The sequence below is a fragment of the Streptomyces sp. NPDC025651 genome (assembly GCF_055558735.1).
In genome coordinates, this window is record NZ_JBVHLZ010000007.1 from 419,211 (window position 1) to 441,105 (window position 21,895).

At 71.9% G+C, this 21,895-nt stretch carries 17 protein-coding genes; 13 read left to right on the forward strand and 4 right to left on the reverse strand.

Annotated elements, in window-relative coordinates; all coding sequences use genetic code 11:
* The first annotated feature begins 7 nt into the window (after positions 1 to 7).
* Entirely contained in the window at positions 8 to 757 is a 750-nt protein-coding gene (locus ACZ4D5_RS25965) for a GntR family transcriptional regulator (protein WP_467774787.1), read from the forward strand.
* Between the two features lie 25 nt (positions 758 to 782).
* Positions 783 to 1,994 (forward strand): type ISP restriction/modification enzyme, encoded by a 1,212-nt coding sequence (locus tag ACZ4D5_RS25970; RefSeq protein WP_467774788.1) that lies wholly within the window; start codon positions 783 to 785, stop codon positions 1,992 to 1,994.
* Positions 1,995 to 2,083: 89 nt separating this feature from the next.
* On the opposite strand, the gene ACZ4D5_RS25975 is transcribed toward ACZ4D5_RS25970, so the two are convergent.
* A complete protein-coding gene (locus tag ACZ4D5_RS25975; RefSeq protein ID WP_362327178.1) occupies positions 2,084 to 2,353 on the reverse strand; it encodes a hypothetical protein in 270 nt (89 codons plus the stop codon).
* Positions 2,354 to 2,687: 334 nt separating this feature from the next.
* On the opposite strand from ACZ4D5_RS25975, the gene ACZ4D5_RS25980 reads away from it, so the two are divergent.
* The 4 genes from ACZ4D5_RS25980 to ACZ4D5_RS25995 all read left to right on the forward strand — a co-directional run bounded on the left by ACZ4D5_RS25980 (position 2,688) and on the right by ACZ4D5_RS25995 (position 9,003).
* On the forward strand, positions 2,688 to 4,235 hold the full coding sequence (locus ACZ4D5_RS25980) for a DUF4331 domain-containing protein (RefSeq protein ID WP_467774789.1): 1,548 nt from the start codon (positions 2,688 to 2,690) through the stop codon (positions 4,233 to 4,235).
* A 268-nt stretch (positions 4,236 to 4,503) separates the two neighbouring features.
* Positions 4,504 to 5,829 carry a tetratricopeptide repeat protein gene (locus ACZ4D5_RS25985; protein ID WP_467774790.1) on the forward strand — a complete coding sequence of 442 codons (1,326 nt, stop codon included), beginning with the start codon at positions 4,504 to 4,506 and terminating at the stop codon, positions 5,827 to 5,829.
* Entirely contained in the window at positions 5,826 to 7,244 is a 1,419-nt protein-coding gene (locus tag ACZ4D5_RS25990) for an urease accessory protein UreH domain-containing protein (protein WP_467774791.1), read from the forward strand. Before ACZ4D5_RS25985 ends, ACZ4D5_RS25990 begins: the two co-directional genes overlap by 4 nt.
* Positions 7,245 to 7,275: 31 nt before the next feature.
* On the forward strand, positions 7,276 to 9,003 hold the full coding sequence (locus ACZ4D5_RS25995) for a serine/threonine-protein kinase (protein WP_467774792.1): 1,728 nt from the start codon (positions 7,276 to 7,278) through the stop codon (positions 9,001 to 9,003).
* Here the strand turns inward: ACZ4D5_RS25995 and ACZ4D5_RS26000 are convergent.
* A complete protein-coding gene (locus tag ACZ4D5_RS26000) occupies positions 8,987 to 9,802 on the reverse strand; it encodes an SGNH/GDSL hydrolase family protein (RefSeq protein WP_467774793.1) in 816 nt (271 codons plus the stop codon). The genes ACZ4D5_RS25995 and ACZ4D5_RS26000 overlap by 17 nt on opposite strands.
* A gap of 234 nt (positions 9,803 to 10,036) precedes the next feature.
* On the opposite strand from ACZ4D5_RS26000, the gene ACZ4D5_RS26005 reads away from it, so the two are divergent.
* The 6 genes from ACZ4D5_RS26005 to ACZ4D5_RS26030 all read left to right on the forward strand — a co-directional run bounded on the left by ACZ4D5_RS26005 (position 10,037) and on the right by ACZ4D5_RS26030 (position 18,600).
* Positions 10,037 to 10,462, forward strand: a complete 426-nt coding sequence (locus tag ACZ4D5_RS26005) for a hypothetical protein (protein WP_467774794.1) — start codon at positions 10,037 to 10,039, stop codon at positions 10,460 to 10,462.
* Position 10,463: 1 nt separating this feature from the next.
* On the forward strand, positions 10,464 to 11,564 hold the full coding sequence (locus tag ACZ4D5_RS26010) for a GNAT family N-acetyltransferase (protein WP_467774795.1): 1,101 nt from the start codon (positions 10,464 to 10,466) through the stop codon (positions 11,562 to 11,564).
* Positions 11,565 to 11,926: 362 nt separating this feature from the next.
* Positions 11,927 to 12,760, forward strand: coding sequence for a glycosyltransferase family 2 protein (locus ACZ4D5_RS26015; protein WP_467774796.1), 834 nt, complete (start codon positions 11,927 to 11,929; stop codon positions 12,758 to 12,760).
* Positions 12,757 to 13,782 (forward strand): glycosyltransferase family 2 protein, encoded by a 1,026-nt coding sequence (locus tag ACZ4D5_RS26020; protein ID WP_467774797.1) that lies wholly within the window; start codon positions 12,757 to 12,759, stop codon positions 13,780 to 13,782. The genes ACZ4D5_RS26015 and ACZ4D5_RS26020 overlap by 4 nt, the downstream gene beginning before the upstream one ends.
* Positions 13,779 to 14,582 (forward strand): polysaccharide deacetylase family protein, encoded by an 804-nt coding sequence (locus ACZ4D5_RS26025; protein WP_467774798.1) that lies wholly within the window; start codon positions 13,779 to 13,781, stop codon positions 14,580 to 14,582. The genes ACZ4D5_RS26020 and ACZ4D5_RS26025 overlap by 4 nt, the downstream gene beginning before the upstream one ends.
* Positions 14,575 to 18,600, forward strand: a complete 4,026-nt coding sequence (locus ACZ4D5_RS26030) for a lipopolysaccharide biosynthesis protein (protein WP_467774799.1) — start codon at positions 14,575 to 14,577, stop codon at positions 18,598 to 18,600. Before ACZ4D5_RS26025 ends, ACZ4D5_RS26030 begins: the two co-directional genes overlap by 8 nt.
* 26 nt (positions 18,601 to 18,626) lie before the next feature.
* On the opposite strand, the gene ACZ4D5_RS26035 is transcribed toward ACZ4D5_RS26030, so the two are convergent.
* Positions 18,627 to 20,051, reverse strand: a complete 1,425-nt coding sequence (locus tag ACZ4D5_RS26035) for a GH39 family glycosyl hydrolase (protein WP_467774800.1) — start codon at positions 20,049 to 20,051, stop codon at positions 18,627 to 18,629.
* A 141-nt stretch (positions 20,052 to 20,192) separates the two neighbouring features.
* Between ACZ4D5_RS26035 and ACZ4D5_RS26040 the strand changes: the two genes are divergently transcribed.
* A complete protein-coding gene (locus ACZ4D5_RS26040) occupies positions 20,193 to 21,287 on the forward strand; it encodes a DUF5925 domain-containing protein (RefSeq protein ID WP_467774801.1) in 1,095 nt (364 codons plus the stop codon).
* A gap of 139 nt (positions 21,288 to 21,426) precedes the next feature.
* Here ACZ4D5_RS26040 and ACZ4D5_RS26045 read toward each other — a convergent pair whose 3' ends face one another.
* Positions 21,427 to 21,807 carry a GntR family transcriptional regulator gene (locus tag ACZ4D5_RS26045; RefSeq protein WP_467774802.1) on the reverse strand — a complete coding sequence of 127 codons (381 nt, stop codon included), beginning with the start codon at positions 21,805 to 21,807 and terminating at the stop codon, positions 21,427 to 21,429.
* Between the last annotated feature and the right edge of the window lie 88 nt (positions 21,808 to 21,895).

Consider the following 21,895-nt stretch of genomic DNA (forward strand, 5'->3'; position numbering starts at 1 on the left):
AGAGACCGTGACCGCTTTCGCCCCGGACTCGATCGTCCTGAATCGGAAGCTGCCGCTGTGGTACCAGGTGTCGCAGTCCCTGCGCGCCTCGATACTCGGCCGCGCGCCCGAGTCCCCGCTCCGGCTGCCCACCGAGGAGCAGCTGGCGGGGCACTACGGCGTGAGCGTCCTGACCATGCGGCAGGCGCTCAAGGAGCTGGAGGACGAGGGGCTGATCACCCGCCACCGGCGGCGCGGCACCTTCATCGAGCCGAGCGCGCAGCGCGGCTCCCCGGTCCGGCTGCTCGGCTCGGTCGACGCGATCGTGGCCCAGCAGTCGGGCATGACCACCGAGCTGCTCGGCCACGGCACGGCGCCGCCGCCCGCCGAACTCACCGACTACTTCCCGGACTCGGCCGAGGTGGCGACGTACCACCGGCTGCGCAGCGACGAGAAGACGGGCGAACCGACCAACCACGCCCGCAACTTCATCCGCCCCGAACTGGCCGCGCGCATCGACCTCGACGACCTCGTGCGGTGGCCGATGACGAAGGTCCTGCGGGACGTGGTGGGCGTGCGCATCAGCCGGATCACCGACACCGTCGAGGCCACCCTGGCCGACCCGGAGACCGCCCGTCTCCTCCAAGTGCCGCTGCTCAGCCCGATCCTGCACTACACCGGCGTCACCTACGACGAGGAAGGCCGGGCCCTGGACGTGGCCCGCATCCACTACCGCGGCGACCGCTTCTCCTTCTCGGTCACGCTCGACGCGACGTGACGGACCCCGGCGGGTACGTCGTACGATGCCGGGCGTGACGCACGACGAAGCGCCGCTGCTCGCGGACCTCATGCCGTGGTCCGTCGCACCGCTCCGGCCGGGCCGCGGGTGGCCGATGGGCCCGGACGCCGCATCCCTCAGAGCCCGTTGGGACACCCTCGTGCGCGCCGAAGGGCCACAGCGCGAGGCGCTGTTCCGACCGACGCGCTCCCGCACGCTGCACACGGCGGTGGCCGGGCTCCCGGGCCACCGGGCCGGAACGGGCCGCCTGGCCAGGGAGTCGGGCCCCTGCCCGGAGCCGGTCCGTGTGCTGCACGGCCCCTTCGACGAGCAGTGGCTGATCCCCGACCACCGCCTCATCGACGTCGCCCGCCCCGAGCTGTGGCGCGTCGCGGGCGAGGGCCAGCTCTTCGCCGTCGAGCAGGGGTACGTTCCCGGTGCCGCGGGGCCCGCCGTGCTCGCCTCGGCCATCCTCCCGGACGGGCGCTCGCCGGCCGGGCGGCCGGGGCGCGTGCGGCCGCTGTTCCGCCGTCCCGGGGGCCTGGAGCCCAACGTGGCGCCGGGGCTGCTCGCGCATCTGTCGAAGGCGCTCGACCAGGACGTCACGGCGCGCGACCTGCTCGCGTGGGTGCTCGCGGCGGGCGTCGGTTCGGCGGCGGGCTGCCGGGTGCCGCTCACCTCCGAGGCCGCCGTGTGGGCGCGGGGTGTGGAGCTGGGGCGGCGGCTGCTCTGGCTGCAGCTGCGCGGCAACGGCGAGCGCCCGAAGCTGCCCGGCGGCCGCAGGCCCTATGTGCGGGCCCCGCTGCCCGCGCGCCCCACCGCCCTGTCGTACGACGCCGAGGAGCAGGTCCTGTGGGTCGGCGAGGAGGGCGTCATCTCACCGGTGCCGAAGGAGGCCTGGGAGTACGAGGTGAGCGGCGTACGGATCGTGGAGCGGTGGTTCGCGCTGCGTACGGGAGAGGTGGAGGCGGGGACCCTGGAGGCGATCAGGCCCGCGGTGTGGCCCCAGGCCTGGACGTCGGAGCTGCTCGAACTGATCACGGTGCTGGCGCTGATCGCGGAACTGGCGCCCGACCGGGGGGAGTTGGCCGGGTCTCTGGGCGCCGAGGACTCCGCGATCACCGCGGAAGCGCTGTCACGGGCGGGTGTGCTGCCGGTGCCGGACGCGGCGCGGCGTCCCGCGTCCGTGCTGGACCATCACGAAGAGGGGCCTGACGGGCAGTTCGCCCTGATCTGATACGGGAACGAGCGACGGGGAGGGATCGGGTGGGTGGGTGGGAGAGGTCCGCCGTGGAGCGACGGCCGTTACCCCCAGACCACCCGCGGTCAGCGACCCCCGAAAAGCGACCGCCGCAACCTGCGCAGCGGCGCGAAGAGCGAGACACGCCTCACTCGGGCACCCCTGCTGCTGCGGGCGTGCGCGGCGTCACGCGACGTCAGCTCACGCATCAGCAACGTCGCCTCGTGCGACTCGCGCTGCGGGACGGCGGGGCCGCCCAGCACCGAGAGATGGCGGTCGAGGCGCGAGCTGGTCGCGCTGCTGCCACACGTGATCGCAGGGACACGCGCCCTGCTGCGCACTGTTATCTGTTCCATGTCACTCCCCACCCGTACGAGGGCACCCGGCCCAGGGCAGGTTAACCCTATCGCCCCATCGTGACACGCGTGTATCCCGGGCGCAGGATTCACCTCCTGGGCAAGGAGGTTGACGATTACTCTCCGAATACGACTGATTCCAGGGCGAGTTGGACAAACGGTCGCGCGGTGATCACCGCGGGCCTCCACGCGGACACCGAGGGCCGCGACGACGTGGGCTATCTCACGCATGACGGCCCGGCGGGAAGCGGGGCCAATCCGTCCGCCCCGCGGCCCCGAATGCGCTGTGTCAGTCAGGCACCCAGCCTGGGACACGTGCGTAAGGACGGACGCGATGACAGCAATAGCCAGGAGTCGGACGGGGCGACGCGGCCTCGCCACGCTGGTCTGCGGCGCACTCGCCGCCGGGGGGCTCGCAGCCGCGGGGGTGAGCGCGCTGGCACCGGGGGCCGCGAAGGCCTCGAGCCACCGGGAGGCGCCGCTGATCTCGGGGCAGCCGCAGTACGACAACACGGACGTGTACGCGTTCGTCAGCCCCGACAAGCCGGACACCACGACGATCGTGGCGAACTGGACGCCCTTCGAGGAGCCCGCGGGCGGGCCCAACTTCTATCCGTTCCCCGAGGACGCCCAGTACGACGTCCACATCGACAGCGACGGGGACGCACAGGGCGATCTGCTCTACCGCTGGACCTTCGACACCAAGGTCAGGAACGGCAACACCTTCCTCTACAACACGGGCCAGGTGACGAGCCTCGACGACCCGGACCTCAACATCACGCAGACGTACGACATCGACCTGCTGAAGCTGAAGGACCAGAAGGTCGTCTCCACGAAGAAGATCGCCGACAATCTGCCGGTCGCGCCCTCGCACGTGGGCAAGGCCTCCATGCCGGACTACAAGAAGCTGCGCGACCAGGCCGTGCGGAAGGTCTCGGGCGGCGGCACGTCGTACGTCGGGCAGGCCGACGACCCCTTCTTCCTGGACCTGCGGGTGTTCGACCTGCTCTACGGCGGTGACCTCTCCGAGGTCGGCCGCGACACCCTCAAGGGCTACAACGTGAACTCGGTGGCGCTGCAGGTCCCGAGCGCCGACATCCGCCAGTCGGAGAAGCAGCCGACGGTCGGCATCTGGTCGACGACCCAGCGCAAGAACGCCAAGGGCGAGTGGACGCAGGTGTCGCGCCTCGGCAGCCCGCTGGTGAACGAGCTGGTCGTGCCGTTGCGCGACAAGGACAAGTTCAACGCGTCCTCGCCGTGGAACGACGCGGACTTCCTTTCGTACGTACAGAAGCCCGAGCTGGCGCGGCTCCTGGAGAAGATCTACGGCATCAAGGCGGCGGACGAGCCGAGGAAGGACCTGGTGTCCGTCTTCCTGACGGGCGTGAAGGGCCTCAACCAGCCTCCGAACGTGCGGCCCGCGGAGGCTCTGCGCCTCAACACCTCCATCAAGCCGACGGCCGACCCGAAGCGGCTCGGCGTCCTCGACGGCGACAACGCGGGCTTCCCGAACGGGCGGCGGCTCGCGGACGACGTCGTCGACATCGAGCTGCAGGCCGTGGCCGGTGAACTCGTCGGCAACAAGAACGACCTGGGCGACGCGGTGAACGTCAACGACCAGGCGTTCGGCGGGACCTTCCCCTACCTGGCCCTGCCCACGCCCGGCTCGCGCGGCCCCCTGGCCACGGCGAACGACGACGGCACATCGGCCCGTGACGCCATGGTGGGCGGCGCCGTGACCCCGGCGTCCTCGTCGTCCGACGCTCCGGACAACACGGTCCTGATCGCCTCGGCGGCGGCGGGCGCCGCCGGCGTACTGCTGGTGGGGCTCGGGCTCGCGTGGTGGCGGGGGCGGAGGCGCGGGGTTTCCGGAGGGGCCTGAGGGCTCGGACTTCCGGATGTCTGGAGGCCTGAGGACCTGAGGACCTGAGGACCTGGAGGCCTGAGGACCTGAAGGCCTGAGGACCTGGAGGCCTGAGGACCTAGAGGTCTGAGGACCTGAGGACCTGAGGACCTGAAGGCCTGAGGGGTCTGGGAGTCCTGTCCCAGTCCTCCCCTGAACGGCGCGGCTCGCTGCCTCCCCTCCCTGCGGGTCGCGCCATCCGCTCGCCTTGTCTCTTCTTCTCCCGGAAAGGTCCGGTCTCTTTCTCATGGCTCGCAACTCCCTGCGGAGCGCCGTGGCCGTCACCGCTCTCGCCCTTGCCCTCACCGCGGGTGCCGTCGTCCTCGGCGGTGAGGAGGAAGGCGGGCGAGCGCCCGTCGGGGTTCCCGCGTCGGTCCCGCTCGAAGGGCTCCGCGGCGGGGACCTCGACCGCGGCGTCGAGGCGCTCCGTGCCCATCTCCGCGCCCAGCCCGAGGACTTCACCTCCTGGGCCACGCTCGGCACCGCCTACGTGGAGCAGGCCCGCACCCGCGGCGACCCCGCCCTCTACCGCGCCGCCGACCGCGCCCTCGACCGCTCTCTGGAGCTGCGCCCCGGCAACGACGCGGCGCTCGCGGGGCGCGCCGCGGTGGCTGCCGCCCGGCACGACTTCCGCGCCGCCCTGCGGTTCGCGACCGACGCGCTCGACGAGAACCCGTACAGCGAACGGGCGTTGGCCACCCGCGTCGACGCCCTCGTCGAGCTCGGGCGCTACGACGCCGCGGCCCGCGCGGCCGACGAGGCGGACGCGCGGCGGCCCGGAGTGCCGGTCTTCACGCGGTACGCGTACGTACGGGAGCTGCGCGGCGACGTGACGGCGGCCCGGCGCGTCCTGGAGCGGGCGCTCGACGGGGCGTCCACGCCCGGCGACGTGGCGTACGTGGCGACGGCGCTGGGTCAACTGGCGTGGCGCCAGGGCGCTTACGGGGACGCGCTGCGTCATTGCGAGGTCGCGCTGCGGGCCGACGGCGGCTACCTGCCTGCGCTGGAGTGCCGGGCGCGTGCGCGGGCCGCGCGCGGGGAGGCGGGCGCGGCGGTCGCGGGGCTGCGGGAGGTCGTGGACCGGCAGCCGCTGCCGGGGCCGTTGATCGCGCTCGGCGAGCTGTACGAGGCGCGGGGCGAGAAGGAGCGGGCCCGCGAGCAGTACCGGCTGGTGGACGCGTGGGCCGCGCTGGCCCGCGCGAACGGGGTCGAACCGGATCTGGAGACGGCGCTCGCCTCGGCCGACCACGGGGACGCGGCGGTGGCGCTGCGGGCGGCGCGGGCGGAGTGGGGGCGGCGGGAGACCGTGCACACGGCCGATGCGCTCGGGTGGGCGCTGCATGCGAACGGGCGGGACGAGGAGGCACTGCGGTACGCACGCCGCGCCACGGCCACGGGGTTCCGCGAGGCGTCGTTCCTGTACCACCGCGGAATGATCGAACGGGCCACGGGCGACACGGCCGCCGCCCGCCGCTCCCTGCGGGCCGCGCTCCGGCTGAACCCCGCGTTCTCACCGGTGGGCGCCAAGGACGCCCGGCAGGCCCTGGAGACGCTCGGGGGTGGGGCGCCGTGAAACCACCGCGGAGCAAGAAGTGGGCGTTCCTCGGGGCCGTGCCCCTCGGGGCACTGCTCCTGCTCGTCGCGCCCGCCGGCGAGGCGCATGCCCACCCCCTGGGCAACTTCACCGTCAGCCGGTACGACGGGCTGCTCGTCGCGCCGGGCCGGCTCACCGTCGATCACGTCGAGGACCTCGCCGAGATACCCGCCACGCAGGCCAGGAGCCGTATCCAGGAAGTGGGACTGCGCCGGTGGGGCCAGGAGCGGTGCCGGGGCGCCGCCGAAGACGTCCGCGTCAGCGTGGACGGGCGGCGCGCGGCGTTGGGCGTCGGGAAGGCGCTGGCCCGCGTCCGCCCCGGCGAGGCAGGGCTCGACACCCTGCGCCTGGAGTGCGCGTTCACCGCTCCCCTGCCCCGGAGCGACGCGTTCACCGTCCGGTTCCGCGGCGCCGACGCCGACCGCACGGGCTGGCGGGAGATCACCGCCCGAGGCGACCGGATGACCCTCGCCCGTTCCGACGTACCGAAGACCTCCGCCTCGAAGCGGCTCACCCGCTACCCGGAGCGGCAGCTCTCCGCGCCGCCCGACACCACGTCCGCCTCGCTGCGGATCACGACCGGCGGCGCCTCCCTCAGGGACGACAGGCCGGAGGAGGGGGCCGCCACGGTCCTGCCCCGCGGTGCCGACCGGTGGGCGCAGGCCCTGACCGGGCTCATCGGCAGGCACCCGCTGACGCCGGGCTTCGCGGCGCTCGCGCTCGGCACCGCCGTGCTCCTGGGCGCCCTGCACGCCCTCGCGCCGGGCCACGGCAAGACGCTGATGGCCGCCACCGCCGCGGCCCGGGGCCGCGCCTCGGCCCGCGACGTCCTGCCGCTCGCCGGCTCGGTGACCGTCACGCACACCCTCGGCGTGCTCGCCCTCGGCCTCCTCGTCACCGGGGGTTCCGCCGCCGGGCCCACCGTGGTCGCCTGGCTCGGCGTGGTGAGCGGGCTGCTCGTCGCCGGGGCCGGCGTGCTCCTCGTACGCAGGGCCTGGCTGCGCAGGCGGCACCAGCACACCCATCATCACCACCATGAGCATCACCATCACCATCACCCGCCTCAGGGCAGTCTTCGCGGCACCCTCTTCCTCGGGTTCGCCGGCGGCCTCGTGCCCAGCCCCTCCGCCGTCGTCGTCCTCGTCGGCGCCGCCGCCCTCGGCGAGGCCTGGTTCGGGCTGCTGCTCGTGGTGGCGTACGGCGCGGGGCTCGCCCTCACGCTGACGGCGGCCGGGTTCCTCGTCGTCCGCGTCGGGGCGTTCGCGGGGCGGCGGCTCGGGCCCGGGTGGCTGCGCCGCGGCACGGGGCGGTTCCTGCCGCTCGGGTCGGCCTGCGTGGTGCTCGCCCTTGGGTGTGGATTGGTGTTCAAGGGGGCCGCAACAGCGCTCGGTTGAGCTACTTTTGTGGAGAATCGCACCGCTGCGGATGGGGGCGCCCGTGAGCCAGCCAGAGCGCGTGATCGCCGGGCGGTACCGCCTCCTGGACCCCTTGGGCGAAGGCGGCATGGGCACCGTGTGGCGGGCCCGTGACGACGTGCTCGGGCGCGAGGTGGCCGTCAAGGAAGTGCGCGCGCCCGCCGGGCTCCCGGCGCACGAGGTCGACCGGCTCTACGCCCGCCTGGAGCGCGAGGCCTGGGCCGCCGCCCGCATCCCCCACCGGAACGTCGTGACGGTGTACGACGTCGCCAATGAGGGTGGGCGGCCCTGGATCGTCATGGAGATCGTGCGGGGGCTCTCGCTGTCCGATGTCCTCGACGCCGAGGGGGCGTTGTCGCCGCAGCGCGCCGCCCGCATCGGCGTCGAGGTCCTCGCCGCCCTGCGCGCCGCCCACGACGCCGGGGTCCTGCACCGCGACGTCAAGCCCGGCAACGTACTGATCGCGAACGACGGCCGCGTCGTCCTGACCGACTTCGGCATCGCCATGGTCGAGGGCAGCTCCGCGCTGACCATGACGGGGGAGGTCGTGGGGTCGCCCGAATTCCTCGCCCCCGAGCGGGCGTTGGGGCAGCGGCCCGGTCCCGCGTCCGATCTGTGGTCGCTGGGCGTGCTGTTGTACGCGGCGGTGGAGGGCAGTTCGCCGTTCCGCAGGGACACCCCGCTGAGCACGCTGCGCGCGGCCGTGGACGAGGAGCTGCCCCCCGCCCGCAACGCGGGACCGCTCACCCCGGTCATCGAGGGCCTGCTGCGCAAGGACCCGGACGAGCGGATGTCCGCCGCCGACGCCGAGCGCGATCTGGGCATCGTCGCCTCGGGCGGCGCCCCGCGCACGGAGACCGCGCTGCCCTACATGCCGACGGTCACGGCCGAGCGGCAGCCGCAGGGGCCCACGCCGCCCGCGCCCCTGCCGGTCACCCCGCCCGGCCCTTCCGCGTCCTCGGCCGACACGGCGGTGACCGAACCGGGCCGTCGGCGCCGCACGGTGGCCGTCCTGGTGGCGGGCGTCCTCGCCCTGGCGCTCGCCCTCGCCGGGCTCACGTACGCCCTCGTCAATCGCGACGACGGAGGCGGCGGCAACAGCGGCGGCACCTCGGAGGGCGGCGACACGGGCGGCGGCTCCACGGGCGGCAAGAACGGCGGCGGGGGCACGACGGGCGGCTCGGACGACGGCTCCTCGTCCGGCGGTTCCACCGACGGGGGCGACGGCGGCAACGACGGCGGGGGCTCCACGAACGGCGGCAACGGGGGAAACGGAGGCAACGGAGGCACGACCACTCCCCCGGCCCAGACCGTGAAGGTGCACGTCACCGGCACCCATACCGAGTACGAGGGCGCCTGTCCGCCGACGGCCGGTCAAGCACCGTCGTTCACCGCGACGTTCACGGTGGGACGCGTCCCCGCGACCGTCGAGTACCGCTGGGTGACGGCGTCCGGCGAGCCGAGCGACCCCGGGTGGAAGACGCTGTCCTTCTCCTCGGGCAGCGGCAAGACGCGGCAGGTGAACCACGTCGAGACGGCGTACGACTCGGAGGGCGGGACGTACGAGAACTCGATCCATGTGGAGGTGCGGGGGCCGGTGGCGGCGACCTCCGACTCGGTGGCGTACTCGGTGACGTGCGAGCAGGAGCCCCCGACGGACGGGACCTCCTACTCGCCGTACGCCTCCTCCTCGCCGTACGCGTTCGAGCGGCCGCTCGGGATCAGGCAGCCGCGGTGAACACCGGGAGGTAGCCACCGGACTGTCCGGCGGCGGTCGGGTGGTAGGACTCGGAGATGTTGAGCCAGTTCACGCTGTGCAGCCAGGCGCTGCCCGAGCAGATCTCGTGCCCGGTGAAGGTGCTGGTGACGTCGCCGAAGGCGAAGCCGTGGTCCGCGGCCCGCTTGGCGGTCGCCGAGTTCAGGTAGTCCGCGGCGTCGTTGATGGCGGCCCGCTCGCGCTCGGAGAGGCCGGCGGTACAGGTGCCGTTCAGCTTGTAGAAGCGGGGGTATCCGAGGACGACGACGCGGGCCGACGGCGCCTTCGCGCTGATCGCGTCGTAGACCTTGTCGAGGTTGCCGGGGAGCGTCGAGTCCACGTACTGGCGGGCCTGGTTGATGCGTGCGATGCAGTTGCTCTCGGACTGCAGCACACAGGTGGTCATGACGTCGGCGAAGCCCGCGTCGTTGCCGCCGACGGAGATCGAGACGAGTCCGGTGCCCGTGCCGAGCGGGCCGAGCTGGTTCGCCAGAACATCACTCGTACGAGCACCCGAGCAGGCCGCGAAGTTGAAGCTGGAGGGTGAGTTGGCCGCCGCCCACAGCGCGGGGTAGGCGCGGGAGCTGCGCTTGCAGGAACTGCCGTCGTAGCTGCCGGCGCCGACGCCCGAGGAGTAGGAGTCGCCGAGGGCCACATAGCCGGTGGCGGCGGCCCGTTGGTCGGTCGACCGGTCGGCGTGGGCCGCCGACGCCCCGGTGAGGGCGAAGGCGACGGCAAGGAGGAGCGAGGACATGTATGCCGTGATTCGGGACAATCTCATGGAACCTCCCTTAGCAGGATTTCTGCCTCACCTTTGGTAGCACGCACCACTGGCCACCGACAGTGTCCATGTCAATGAATGCGTCAACAATTCCCTTGCCCACACCGGGAGTTCATCCACCACGAGAGGGTCTGGCGGGGAACATCTGCACGCTTCCTCCGCACCTTGACGCACCGCCCGGGACTGCGCGACATTGAAGCCCGGCATCCGGCGCGCTGGGGGGCAAAGTCGCCAATGCAGACCATCGGGATCAAGGCGCCGCCATCAGACATGGGGCAGCGCACCGGGCAGGACCGCGACAGAACCCTGTTGCCCCTGCTCGCAGGGGCGGCAGTCGCCGTGGGCGCGGTGGGCGCGGTGCTCGCGCTCATCGATCTGAGCTCACCGCTGCGCGGCCCGTTCACACTCTTCTTCCTCCTCGCCGCGCCCGGCGCGGCGATCGGTGCCGCGCTGCGGACACTTGAGCCATGGGGCCGCGTCGTGGCGTCCGTCTCCGGCGCCGTCGCGCTCGACCTCCTCGTGGCCCAGGGGATGCTGGCGCTGCACGCGTGGTCGGTGCGCGGCGGAGTCGCCGTCGTCGCCGCGCTCAGCTCGCTCATCCTCCTGCTGACAGTGGTACGGCGGCTGCGTCGCCGTACGACGAGAAGGTGGACCTCCTGACGTGAACATCACCGTGCACCGCCCCGGCGAGCTGACGGCCGCCGACCGGGCGGCGTGGACCGCGCTGCAGTCCAAGGCGCATCTGAACGGCTCGCCCGACCTCGCCAACCCCTTCCTCTCGCCGGAGTTCGCACTCGCGACGGGGCACTGGCGGCGCGGGGTGCGGATCGCCGTCGCGCACGAGGACGGCGAACCGGCCGCCTTCTTCCCCTTCCAGAGATCCATCACCGGCGTCGGCCGGGCCATCGGCCTCGGCGTCTCCGACTGCCAGGGCCTGGTGCACCGGCCCGGCTTCGACTGGGACGCCGGGCAGCTGCTGCGGGCCTGCGGGCTCGCGGTGTGGGAGTTCGACCATCTGGTGGGCGGACAGGGGCCCTTCGAGGCCGGCAGGTCCGCCTCCTTCCCCTCTCCCGTCATGGACATCGACCAGGGATACGACACCTATCTCGGCCAACTCCGCACACACTCACCGAAGTTCACCCGCACGACACTCGCAAAGGATCGAAAACTGGCCCGCGACCACGGCCCGGTGCGCTACGTGCACGACGAGCGCGACCCCGAGGCCCTCGCCACCCTGATGGGCTGGAAGTCCGCGCAGTACCGCAGGACCGGCCGCAGCGACCGCTTCGCGCACCCCTGGATCACCCAGCTCGTGCGCCGCCTCTTCCACACCCGTTCCGACTCGTTCGCCGGGATCCTCTCGGTCCTCTACGCCGGGGACGCGCCGATAGCCGCCCACTTCGGGCTCCGCTCCGAACGCATACTCGCCTGCTGGTTCCCCGCCTACGACCCGGCGTTCTCGAAGTACTCGCCCGGCCTGGTCCTGCATCTGCGCATGGCCGAGGCCGCGGCCGCCGAAGGGATCGCGTACCTCGATCTCGGCCGCGGCCAGAAGGCGTACAAGGATTCCCTCAAGACACGCGAACTCGCCGTGTCCGAGGGGTGGGTGGCACTCCGCCACCCCGTCGCGCTCGGCCATCGGGCGCGGCGCGCCCCGGTCAGGGCGCTGCGCAACACCGTGCAGTCGAGGCCGGAATTGTTCGAGCCCGCCGACAAACTGCTGAAGCAGATGGGCAAATTACGATCACGCGGCAGGGAATAGGGCGGTCCGAATGTGACCGCTTAGATTGCACAAATCATGAAAAACGTGAGGCCAAGTTCCAGGTCTTGCCATACAGTCTCAATCATCAATACCGTCTTACATCCACCCGCAACGGCCCATCACGCAATGCGATCTAGGGGAGGGCTCAAGATCGCGATGGTTCCGGTGCGGGGCGCGGTAGGGGGGTGCCGTGCTCGGTGATCGCTCTTCATCCGAGTCACGTCCCGCGCAATGCCAGCTCACCCGGCATGCACGGAGATCCATTTCGTCATGCGCAAGTGAGAACCCCCCTTTCGAACCGGATCAATTTCCGGACCGCCCGGGGGCGGGCGGTCCACCGGACGAGAGGGACCACAGGACTCATGAGTTCTTTTGTGCGCCCGGCAGACGCCGGCCAAGACCCGTTAAACGAGATCTCGAGGAACTACCGTCCGATCTCGACCCACTTGGCGATCACTCCGCCGGTGAGCGTCGTGATACCGGCCATGAACGAAGCGGAGAACCTTCCGTACGTCTTCAAGACACTGCCCGACTGGATCCATGAGGTCGTCCTGGTCGACGGCAACTCCACCGACGACACGGTGGCCGTCGCCCGCGAGCTGTGGCCGGACGTGAAGGTGGTCCGCCAGCTCGGCAAGGGCAAGGGCGACGCCCTGATCACCGGCTTCGAGGCGTGCACGGGCGACATCATCGTGATGGTCGACGCCGACGGCTCCGCCGACGGCAACGAAATCGTCTCCTACGTCTCCGCCCTCGTCTCGGGCGCCGACTTCGCCAAGGGCTCCCGCTTCGCCAACGGCGGCGGCACGGACGACATGACGCCGATCCGCAAGCTCGGCAACCACGTCCTGTGCTCCGTCGTGAACGCCAAGTTCGGCGCCCGCTACACCGACCTGTGCTACGGGTACAACGCCTTCTGGCGCCACTGCCTCGACAAGATCGAGCTCGACTGCACCGGCTTCGAGGTCGAGACCCTGATGAACATCCGGGTCGTCAAGGCAGGGCTCAAGGTGCAGGAGATCCCGAGCCACGAGTACCTGCGCATCCACGGCACCAGCAACCTCCGTGCCGTCCGCGACGGCATCCGCGTACTGAAGGTCATCCTCACCGAGCGTGCCGACCGCGCCCGGAGCGCGGCACGACGCAAGGGTGCGCGGGGACTCCCCTTCCGCACCGGCCAGGGAGAGGTGTCTTGAGCGCAGACATATCGGTCGTCATCTGCGTGTACACCGAGGACCGCTGGGAGGACATCCTCGCGGCGGTCTCCTCGGTGCGCGGGCAGTCACGGGCGGCCCTGGAGACCCTGCTCGTGGTCGACCACAACGCCACGCTCCTGGACCGCCTGGCCAAGGAGTACAAGGAGGCCGAAGGGGTGCGGGTGCTCGCCAACGCGGGCCCCCGCGGCCTGTCGGCCGGACGCAACACCGGCATCGCCGCGTCCCGCGGTGACATCGTCGCCTTCCTCGACGACGACGCCGTGGCCGAGCGGGACTGGCTGCTGCACTTCGCCGAGGGGTTCGAGGACCCGCGGGTCCTCGCCGTCGGCGGCCGCACCCTGCCCGCCTGGGAGTCGGGACGGCGGCCCGTCTGGTTCCCCGAGGAGTTCGACTGGGTCGTGGGCTGTACGTACAAGGGGCTCCCTCCTGGCCGCGTGCGCGTGCGCAACGTCCTCGGGGGCAACGCCTCGTTCCGCCGCTCCGCCTTCGACGTGGCGGGCGGCTTCGCGACGGGCATCGGGCGGGACGGTGACAAGCGGCCGCTCGGCTGTGAGGAGACGGAGTTCTGCATCCGCCTCACCCGCGCGGCACCGGACGCGATCCTGCTGATCGACGACCGCTCGGTGATCCACCACCGGGTACCGGCGGCACGGGAGCGGTTCGCCTACTTCCGCACCAGGACGTACGCGGAGGGCCTCTCGAAGGCGCTCGTGGCCCGAAGTGTCGGCGCAGACAAGGGACTTGAGTCCGAGCGCCGCTACACCACGCGCGTGCTGCCCGCCGGAATCGCCCGCGGGCTGCGGGACGCCCTGCTCGGACGGACGGGCGGCGCGGGCCGTGCGGGCGCCATCGTGGCGGGAGTGGCCGCCGCGGCCGGGGGGTACGTACTCGGCAGCATCCGTGCGCGCGGGGGCGGCGCCACGTTCTCGGTCGTCGAGATCGGCGACCGGACCCCCGCCGACGACAAGAGGAGCACAGGCGGCGAGGGGGCTGCCGCATGAGTGGGAGACCCGTGCCGATACTGATGTACCACGCGGTCGCGCGCGTGCCGAACGAGGCGACGCGCGACCTCTCGGTGTCACCCGACGCGTTCACCCGCCAGATGGAAGTCCTCGGCGAGCGGGGGTTCACCCCGCTCACCACCTCCCAACTGGCCGACGTGTGGCGTTCGTCGGGCACCACGCTCCCCGAGCGGCCGATACTGATCACCTTCGACGACGGCTACGAGGGCGTGCACCGGTACGCTCTGCCCGTGCTCGCCAAGCATGGCTTCGCCTCGACCCTGTTCGTCTCCACCGGCTGGCTGCGCGGGGACCACGACACCGGCGGCGGCCTGGACCGCATGCTCGACTGGGACCAGGTGCGCGAACTCGCCGCCGCCGGAACGGAGATCGGCGGCCACAGCCACACGCACCCCGAACTCGACCAACTCACCGACGACGAGCTGCGGTTCGAGCTGAGACGTTGCCGCGACATAGTGACCGAAGAACTGGGCACCCGGCCCGCCTCCTTCGCGTACCCGTACGGCTACTCCAGCCGCCGGGTGCGCGAACGCGTGCGGGAGACGGGCTTCACCCAGGCGCTCGCCGTCGGCAACGGCCTGGCGCGCCGCACCCAGGGCCCGTACGCGCTGCGGCGGGTCACCGTGCGCCGCTCCACCGGGACCGCCGAGTTCGAGCGGCTCGTGACGGGCCGCTCGATGACCCGCACCTTCGCCAGGGACCGCGCCCTCACCAAGGGGTACGCGATGGTCCGCCGAGCCCGACAGGTCCGCCGGAAGGCAATTCTCTCCCGTGTCTGACACGACCACGGCCCAGGCCGACGTCTCCGGGTCCGCGAGCACCGGGCGGTCGCCGTCGTCCGGCAGGCCCCGCAGAATGCGCCTGCCGGGCCGCGGCGACGCCGACAGCCCGCTGTTCCGCAACGCCTATGCGCTGATGCTCAACACGGGCATCTCCGGCGTGCTCGGCGTCGGCTTCTGGCTGGCGGCCGCCCGGTACTACTCGGAGTCGGCCGTCGGCCAGGGTTCGGCGGCGATCGCCGCGATGAAACTCCTCGCGGGGCTCACCGCCGTGACGCTGACGGGCGCCCTCGCGCGGTTCATACCGATCGCGGGCCGTGCCACGGGAAGGCTCATCTTCCGTACGTACGCGGGCAGTTCGGTGGCCGTGGCGCTGGCCGCGGTGGTCTTCCTGCTCACGCTCAACCTGTGGGGGCCCTCGTACCGCTTCCTGCACGGTCCCGTCCACGGCGTCGGCTTCGTCCTCGCCGTGGTCGCCTGGTCGGTCCTGACACTGCAGGACGGCGTCCTGACCGGGCTGCGCAGCGCGTTATGGGTGCCCGTCGGCAACACCGTCTTCTCGGTGGCCAAGCTCGGGCTGCTCATCGCGATCGCCGCGGCGATCCCCACCGCGGGCGTCTTCGTGTCCTGGGTCGCCTCCATCGCGGTGTCGGTGATCCCGCTGGGCTGGCTGGTCTTCCGGCGTCTGGTGCCGCGCCATGTGAAGGCCACCGAGGGCAAGGCCCATCCGCCGTCACTGCGTGAGATCGGCCGCTTCCTGGCCGGCGACTACACCGGCTCGCTCTTCTCGCTCGCCGTGGTCTATCTCGTACCCGTGATCGTCGCCTCGCAGGTCAGCTCGGTCGACAACGCGTACTTCTACATCACCACCACCATCGGCGGCACGGTCAACCTCCTGGCCATCAACATGGGCGCCTCGCTGACCGTGGAGGGCGCGCACGACCCGGCGCTGCTTGCCGCCAACACCCGCTCGGCGCTGCGCCGGATGGCGATGATCATGCTGCCGGTGTGCGCGATCCTCTTCCTGGCCGCGCCGTACGTCCTGAGCATGTTCGGACAGGGGTACGCCGACGCGGCCACTCCCCTGCTGCGCTGGTTCGCGGTGGGCGCGCTGCTGCGGGTCGTCATGGAGACGTACTTCGCGGTGCGGCGCGCGCAGAGCCGGACCACCGGAATCGCCTGGCTGCAGGGCCTGTTGTGCGTCCTGGTGCTCGGTCTGACGCTGCTCCTGCTGCCGCGGATGGGTCTGACGGGCGCGGGCGTCGCGGAGATCTCCAGCCTGGCGGTGATCGTGGCGATCGCGGCGCCGAAGCTGTACCGCGTGGCGCGGGCGACACCGCCGGGGCGGGCGGCCGACGGGGCGGCGCCGGACGGGGACCTGGCCGACCTGGGGACGCCGGACGCGCCCGCCGAGCAGGTGCGGGCGGAGGCCGCCGCGCCGGCCAAGGGCAGGGAGCGTCACGGGCCCGCGTGGGCGCTGCGCGAGTACCTCGACTCGGACACGCTGCAGCTCGCCGTGCAGCTCGACTTCGATCACCAGGAGCGCAGGCCGGACGTGCGGCCGGGTCCTGGCACGCCCGCCGCCGGGACTCCCGCGGCGCAGAGCGAGGGGGACGACATGGAGCACCGGCCCACCTGGGCGCTGAGATCCACCCCGCCCGCCGGGGCCTCCTCGTCCGTGTCGACGCCGCCGGCGGAGGGGCCGGGGCGGGACGTGTCCGCGTCGGCGCATGAGACCGCGTCGGCTTCGGAGGCCGTGGGGGTTCCGGAGGCCTCAGTGGTTCCGGAGGCCTCGGCGGTCGCTGCGGCCCCGGAGGCCCCCGTGGTCCCCGAAGTCCCCATGCCGCCCGCTCCCCCGGCAGAGCCCCCCTCCACGGCGGGGGACCTGCCCGAGGAGCCCCTGACCAAGAGGCCGCCGACCGACGACCTCCTGACCGACGACCTGTCGACCGGCGAGCCCCTGCCCGAAGGCCCCCTGCCCGAGGAACCCGCCGCTCCCCCGCGCACTCCTTGGGCCGGCGTCCTCGTCATGGCGCTCCTCCTCGCCGCCGCGCTCGGGCTGTACTGGCTTCCCGCCCTCGGCCTCGGCGAGAAGGACCTGGACGACATGGGCGGCCTCGGGCTGATCTCCGTCCTGCCGATGCCGACACTCCTCGGCGCCGCCCTCCTGATCGTCGTGTTCGCCGCGCTGCTCTGGATGGACCGGCCCCTCAAGGGCCTCCTCCTGGTGACGCTGCTCGCCACCGTCGTGTCGCTGCACGCGCTGCCCGCGGTCATCGAGGCCGAGCCGCGGTTCGCCACGGCCTGGCAGCACCTGGGCTTCATGGAGTACATCGACCGGACGGGCACCGCGGTGCCCGATCTGGACGCGCGCTGGAGCTGGCCCGGCTTCTTCGCCGCGGCCACCTTCGTCGCCGAGGCCTGCGGTCTCTCGGACATGACCGAGGTGATCCGCTGGTGGCCGACGGTCATCCAACTGCTCTACCTGGCACCGATGTTGCTGCTCGTGCGCTCCATGCGGGCGGCCTGGCGCGCCAAGTGGGCGGGCCTGTGGATCTTCGTGCTCAGCGGCTGGGTCGGCCAGGACTACTTCTCCCCGCAGGGCTTCACCTTCCTGCTGTACATCGCCTTCGTCGCCGTCCTCATGGTGTGGTTCCGGGCCCCGCGCGTGCTGTGGGCCAAGCGGCGCCCCGGCGAGACCGAGGTCGAACCGGCGGGGCGCCGGGAGCGCGCGGTGCTCCTGCTCGTCCTGATCGGTCTCTTCGCGGCGACGGTCCCCGCGCACCAGCTCACGCCGTTCGTGATGCTCGGCGTGCTCACGGTGCTCGTCCTGGTCGGCCGCTCCGAACTGCGCGGCCTGCCGATCCTCTTCGGGGTGCTCGTCGTCGTATGGCTCGGCTTCCTCGCCGAGCCGTACTGGTCGGGGCACTTCGAGGAGCTGTTCGGCGGGGTCGGCGGCGTGGGCGGCAATGTGTCCTCTTCGGTCTCCGGGCGCATCGAGGGCGGCAGTTCGACGCACCAACTGGTGCTGTACGTGCGCGTGGCGATGGCCGGCGCCGTCCTGGCGTTCGCCTGCTGGGGCTGGTGGCGGCGGCGCTTCTACAAGTACAGCGAGCGCTCGCTGCTCGTCCTGACCTTCGTGCCGTTCCTGGGCTTCGCCATGCAGTCGTACGGCGGCGAAATGGCCCTGCGCGTCTTCATGTTCGCGCTGCCGGGCGCGGCCCTGCTCGCCGGTCTGGCGCTGTTCCCGCGCGCGGGCATCACGGCGGAGGAGCGGGACCGCGACCGCGTGAGCCTCGCGCCGCTGGCCGCGCTGATGGCCGGGCTCGTCCTGATGGGCGGCTTCCTGGTGGCCCGCTGGGGCAACGAGCCCTTCGAGCGGATCCGCCCCGGCGAGGTCACGGCGATGGAGTACGTGTACGCGCACGACGACCCCACGGTGCGGCTGCTCTGGATGAGCAACGACACGGTCAAGAACGTGACGCCCGCGATGCCCTGGGGCGCCCGGGACATGGAGAAGGTGGAGTACCTCCCCACCCTCGCGCCGGCCGACCCGGTCCTGGTGTCCGGTCTGGTGAAGGCCCTCAAGGACGCGGGGCCGAACTCGTATCTGATGATCAACCGCAGCCAGACCACGTATCTGCAGCTGGACGCGGGCTATTCGAGGTCGTGGGAGCCGCGGCTCATCCAGAACCTCGACGAGCGCCAGGACCTCGAGAAGGTCTTCACCAACGACGACGCGACCCTCTACGCCCTGCGCGAGGAGCCGGACGGCAGGGCGGCGAAGGCCGATCCCGGCCCGGTGGGCCCGAAGGTGACGTGGACGCCGTGGTCGGTGGTGGGCGGGCTCGCCGCCGTCGCGGTGGTGCTGCTCCTCGCGACGCGCGAGGTGGTGCGGGTCGCCGCGGCGCCCAGTGTGCGGCAGCAGAGGTGGCTGCAGAGCAGCTTCTGGTTCTCACTGCCGCTGCTCGCGGTGCTGCTCGCGTCACTGATCCAGCGGTTCGTGACGATGGCGTGAGCGCCACGCGCCAGGGGTGAAGTGGGCTACCGCTTGAGCCACTTCACCTCGTACCCCGCCATGTCGAACCGCTGCCCGTCGACCTTCGCGCTGATCTTCCGGTCGAGGGTGTTCACCACGAGGACCGTCTCGTCGTCGGCAAGGACACGGACGTCGGGCCGGTCGTCGGCGGCGACCTGCACTTTCTCGTACTCGGTGCCGGGCCCGAACTCCGTGCCGAACCGGTCGACGAGGTCCATCATCGGCAACGGCGCGCCGCCGTCGGGCAGTTGGGTGGAGGTCCACAGGCAGCCCGCGCACTTGGCGCCCCTCTTCTGCGGGTTCCAGTAGAAGCCGCTGGTGGCGCCGCCGCGGGCCATCTCCATCAGCCCCGAGGCCTGGACGGCGACGCGGTGCGCCTCGGACCAGTCGTCGCGGTTGTCCTGGCTGTCGCTCGGCTCCACGTAGTACTCGGCCCACCACAGCGGCAGGTCACCGGTCCGCTCGCGCACCCACCTGCCCACGGCGGCGAACTTGTCGGTGGCCTCGAACTCGTCGGGGATCATCTCGTCGTCCACGGTGTAGCTGGAGCCGTCGACGACGACGAAGTCCGCGCCCGCCTTGTTCTTGTTCCAGTGGTCGAAGGCGTCGAGGACCCGCTGGTCCATGCTGCCCCAGGGGCCCTTGACCTCCTGGGAGACGCCGTGGGTCTGGCGGGGGTCGACGCTGTCCATGACGAGGTAGGGGCCGCCCACCATGATGTCCTTGTTGACCTTCTTCAGGGCTTTGTAGACGAGGTTGTAGAACTCCGTGTACCCCTCGTAGTCCCAGCGGCCCTTCTCGGTGTTCCAGAAGCCCTTGAACTCGTTCCAGACGACGAAGTGGCGTACGTCCGGGTAGCGTTTGGCGACGGTCGCGGCGAGGTTCGCGTAGTCCTTGTAGTGCTCGCGCTCCGGGGCGGTCTCCAGGGACTGCTGGCTCCAGTCGGTGTTGTCGGCGCCGGGCTCACCGCCCTTCATCCAGTCCGGGGCGCAGCACAGCGTGATGACGGGGGTGCCGTCGCTGGCCCGGATGAAGTCCATGCGGCGGTCCATGCCGGAGAAGTCGTAGCGCCCCGGGACCGGTTCCGGGTTGCCCGCGCCCCAGCCCATGAGGTGCTGGATCTGCGGGACGGGCCGCCCCTGGTCGGCGAGTGCGGAGCGGGCGCGCTCGACGGCCTCGTCCCCGCCCTCGTCCGCGCTGTACTGGGTGTGGGTGAAGCCCCAGCCGACCTGCGGCTCGGCGTCACCGGGAGGGACGGCGGGGGTGCCGTGCACCTTGTCGCCGTCGGGAGTGGTGCCCGCGGTGCTTCCCCCGCCGCCGGGCAACGTGCTGACCAGTGTGATCACCAGGGCCACCACGGCCGCGCCAACGCCGAGCAGGGCGGTGAGACGCCACCGCCGTGTCCCCGAATTCCACCCATGACGTCCCATCAGGGGCAAGGGTATCCGGGCATGTTGACGGTAGGCGAGGTTCCGCACCACAGCCGTGCGTCCGCGCCACGGAACGGGACACAAGGGACGCACCTCGGAAACCGGATGCACGAGGGCGGGTGCGTGCCGGATCATGGCGGCATGTCTGTGAACCCTCAGGACGCCCTGCCGATCCGGCTGAACGTCGACGACAGCGACTCCCCGTCGGATGTCGTCGACGCGCTGTTCCTCGGCCGCTTCGCGACGGGCGAGCAGCCCTTCTCGCACAGCGCGAACATCGACCGCGTCAAGTCCGGTTCCACGCTGCTGCCGCCCGGGGCGAAGGTGCTGCGCGCGGCGCGCGACGACGACCGCAGCGCGACGCTCGCCGAGGGGGACGGCTGGACGCTGCTGGTCTCCCGCTGGAACCGCGGTGCGGACGTCACGGTGACGGCGACCACCGAGGAGCTCGCCGAGAAGGTCCTGAAGCAGGCCACGGACGGCGCGCAGGACGAGCCCGAGCCCCAGCCGGAGAACGTGACCATGGGGTTCTGGTACGTGTCTCCGCGGCGCGGCCCGCACCGCACCACCCGGCAGATCTCGGCGGGTACGTGGGAGGAGGTGCGGCCCAACTACACGGCGCCGGTGGCCGACGCGATGGACAAGCTGATGAAGACGACGCCGGAGGACATCTCGGGGCGGCTGCTGCTGCTCCACGGGCCGCCGGGCACGGGCAAGACCTCCGCGCTGCGGACGCTGGCGCGGTCCTGGCGGGACTGGTGCCAGGTGGACTGCGTCCTGGATCCCGAGCGGCTCTTCAGTGACGTCGGCTATCTGATGGACATCGCGATCGGCGAGGACGACGGCACGGCGAAGGGGCGCTGGCGGCTGCTGCTCCTGGAGGACTGCGACGAGCTGATCCGCGGCGAGGCGAAGCACACGGCGGGCCAGGCGCTGTCCCGTCTCCTGAACCTCACGGACGGACTGCTCGGCCAGGGCCGCAACGTCCTGGTGGGCGTCACGACCAACGAGGACCTGGAGCGCCTGCACCCGGCGGTCGTCCGCCCCGGCCGCTGCCTGGCCCGCATCGAGGTGGGCGCGCTGACCCGCCCGGAGGCGGTGGAGTGGCTGGGCACGGAGGAGGGCGTGGGCCGCGAGGGAGCGACGCTGGCAGAACTCTTCGCCCTCCGCCGGGGCACGGCCCCGACCTCGGTCCCGACCCAGAGGGAGGACGCGGAGGCGGGCTTGTACTTGTAGCCCATCCTCTGCAAGCAGCCCCCCCCGTTGTGGGCAGGCGTTCCGCAGGGCGAGTGGGGTCTCCCCTGCTCGAGCGAAGCCGAGAGCTTGGGGAAGGGTGGGCACAACACCGAAGCCGCCGAGCACCGGTAAACCACGCCTAGCCAGAACTCCCGTAAGCCGCGCGCAACGCGTCCCGCACGGCCGCGAGCGCCTCCTCCTCGGAGAGCCCCAGCCGCCGGGCCGTGTCGGCATACGACTGCGCAGCGGTCGAGGCCCCCTTCGCCGCCGCGTCCCCCGCCGCGGCGACGAACGTCCCGTTCCTCCCCCGCGTCTCGACGACCCCGTCCGCCTCAAGCGCCCGATACGCCTTGGCGACCGTGTTGGCCGCGAGCCCCAAGGACTCCGCGAGCCCGCGCACCGTCGGCAACTTGTAGCCCACCGGCAGCGCCCCCGCCCGCGCCTGCTCCGCGATCTGGGCCCGCACCTGCTCGTACGGCGCGTCGCCCGCGCCCCCATCGATGTCGATCTTCAAAGTCACACGGCGATTCTCCCGCACACCCGCCCCGCCCGGAGCGGAACACCCGCCGGAAAATGGGAAGCGCCCGCGCACGCCCCCCGCGTACCGT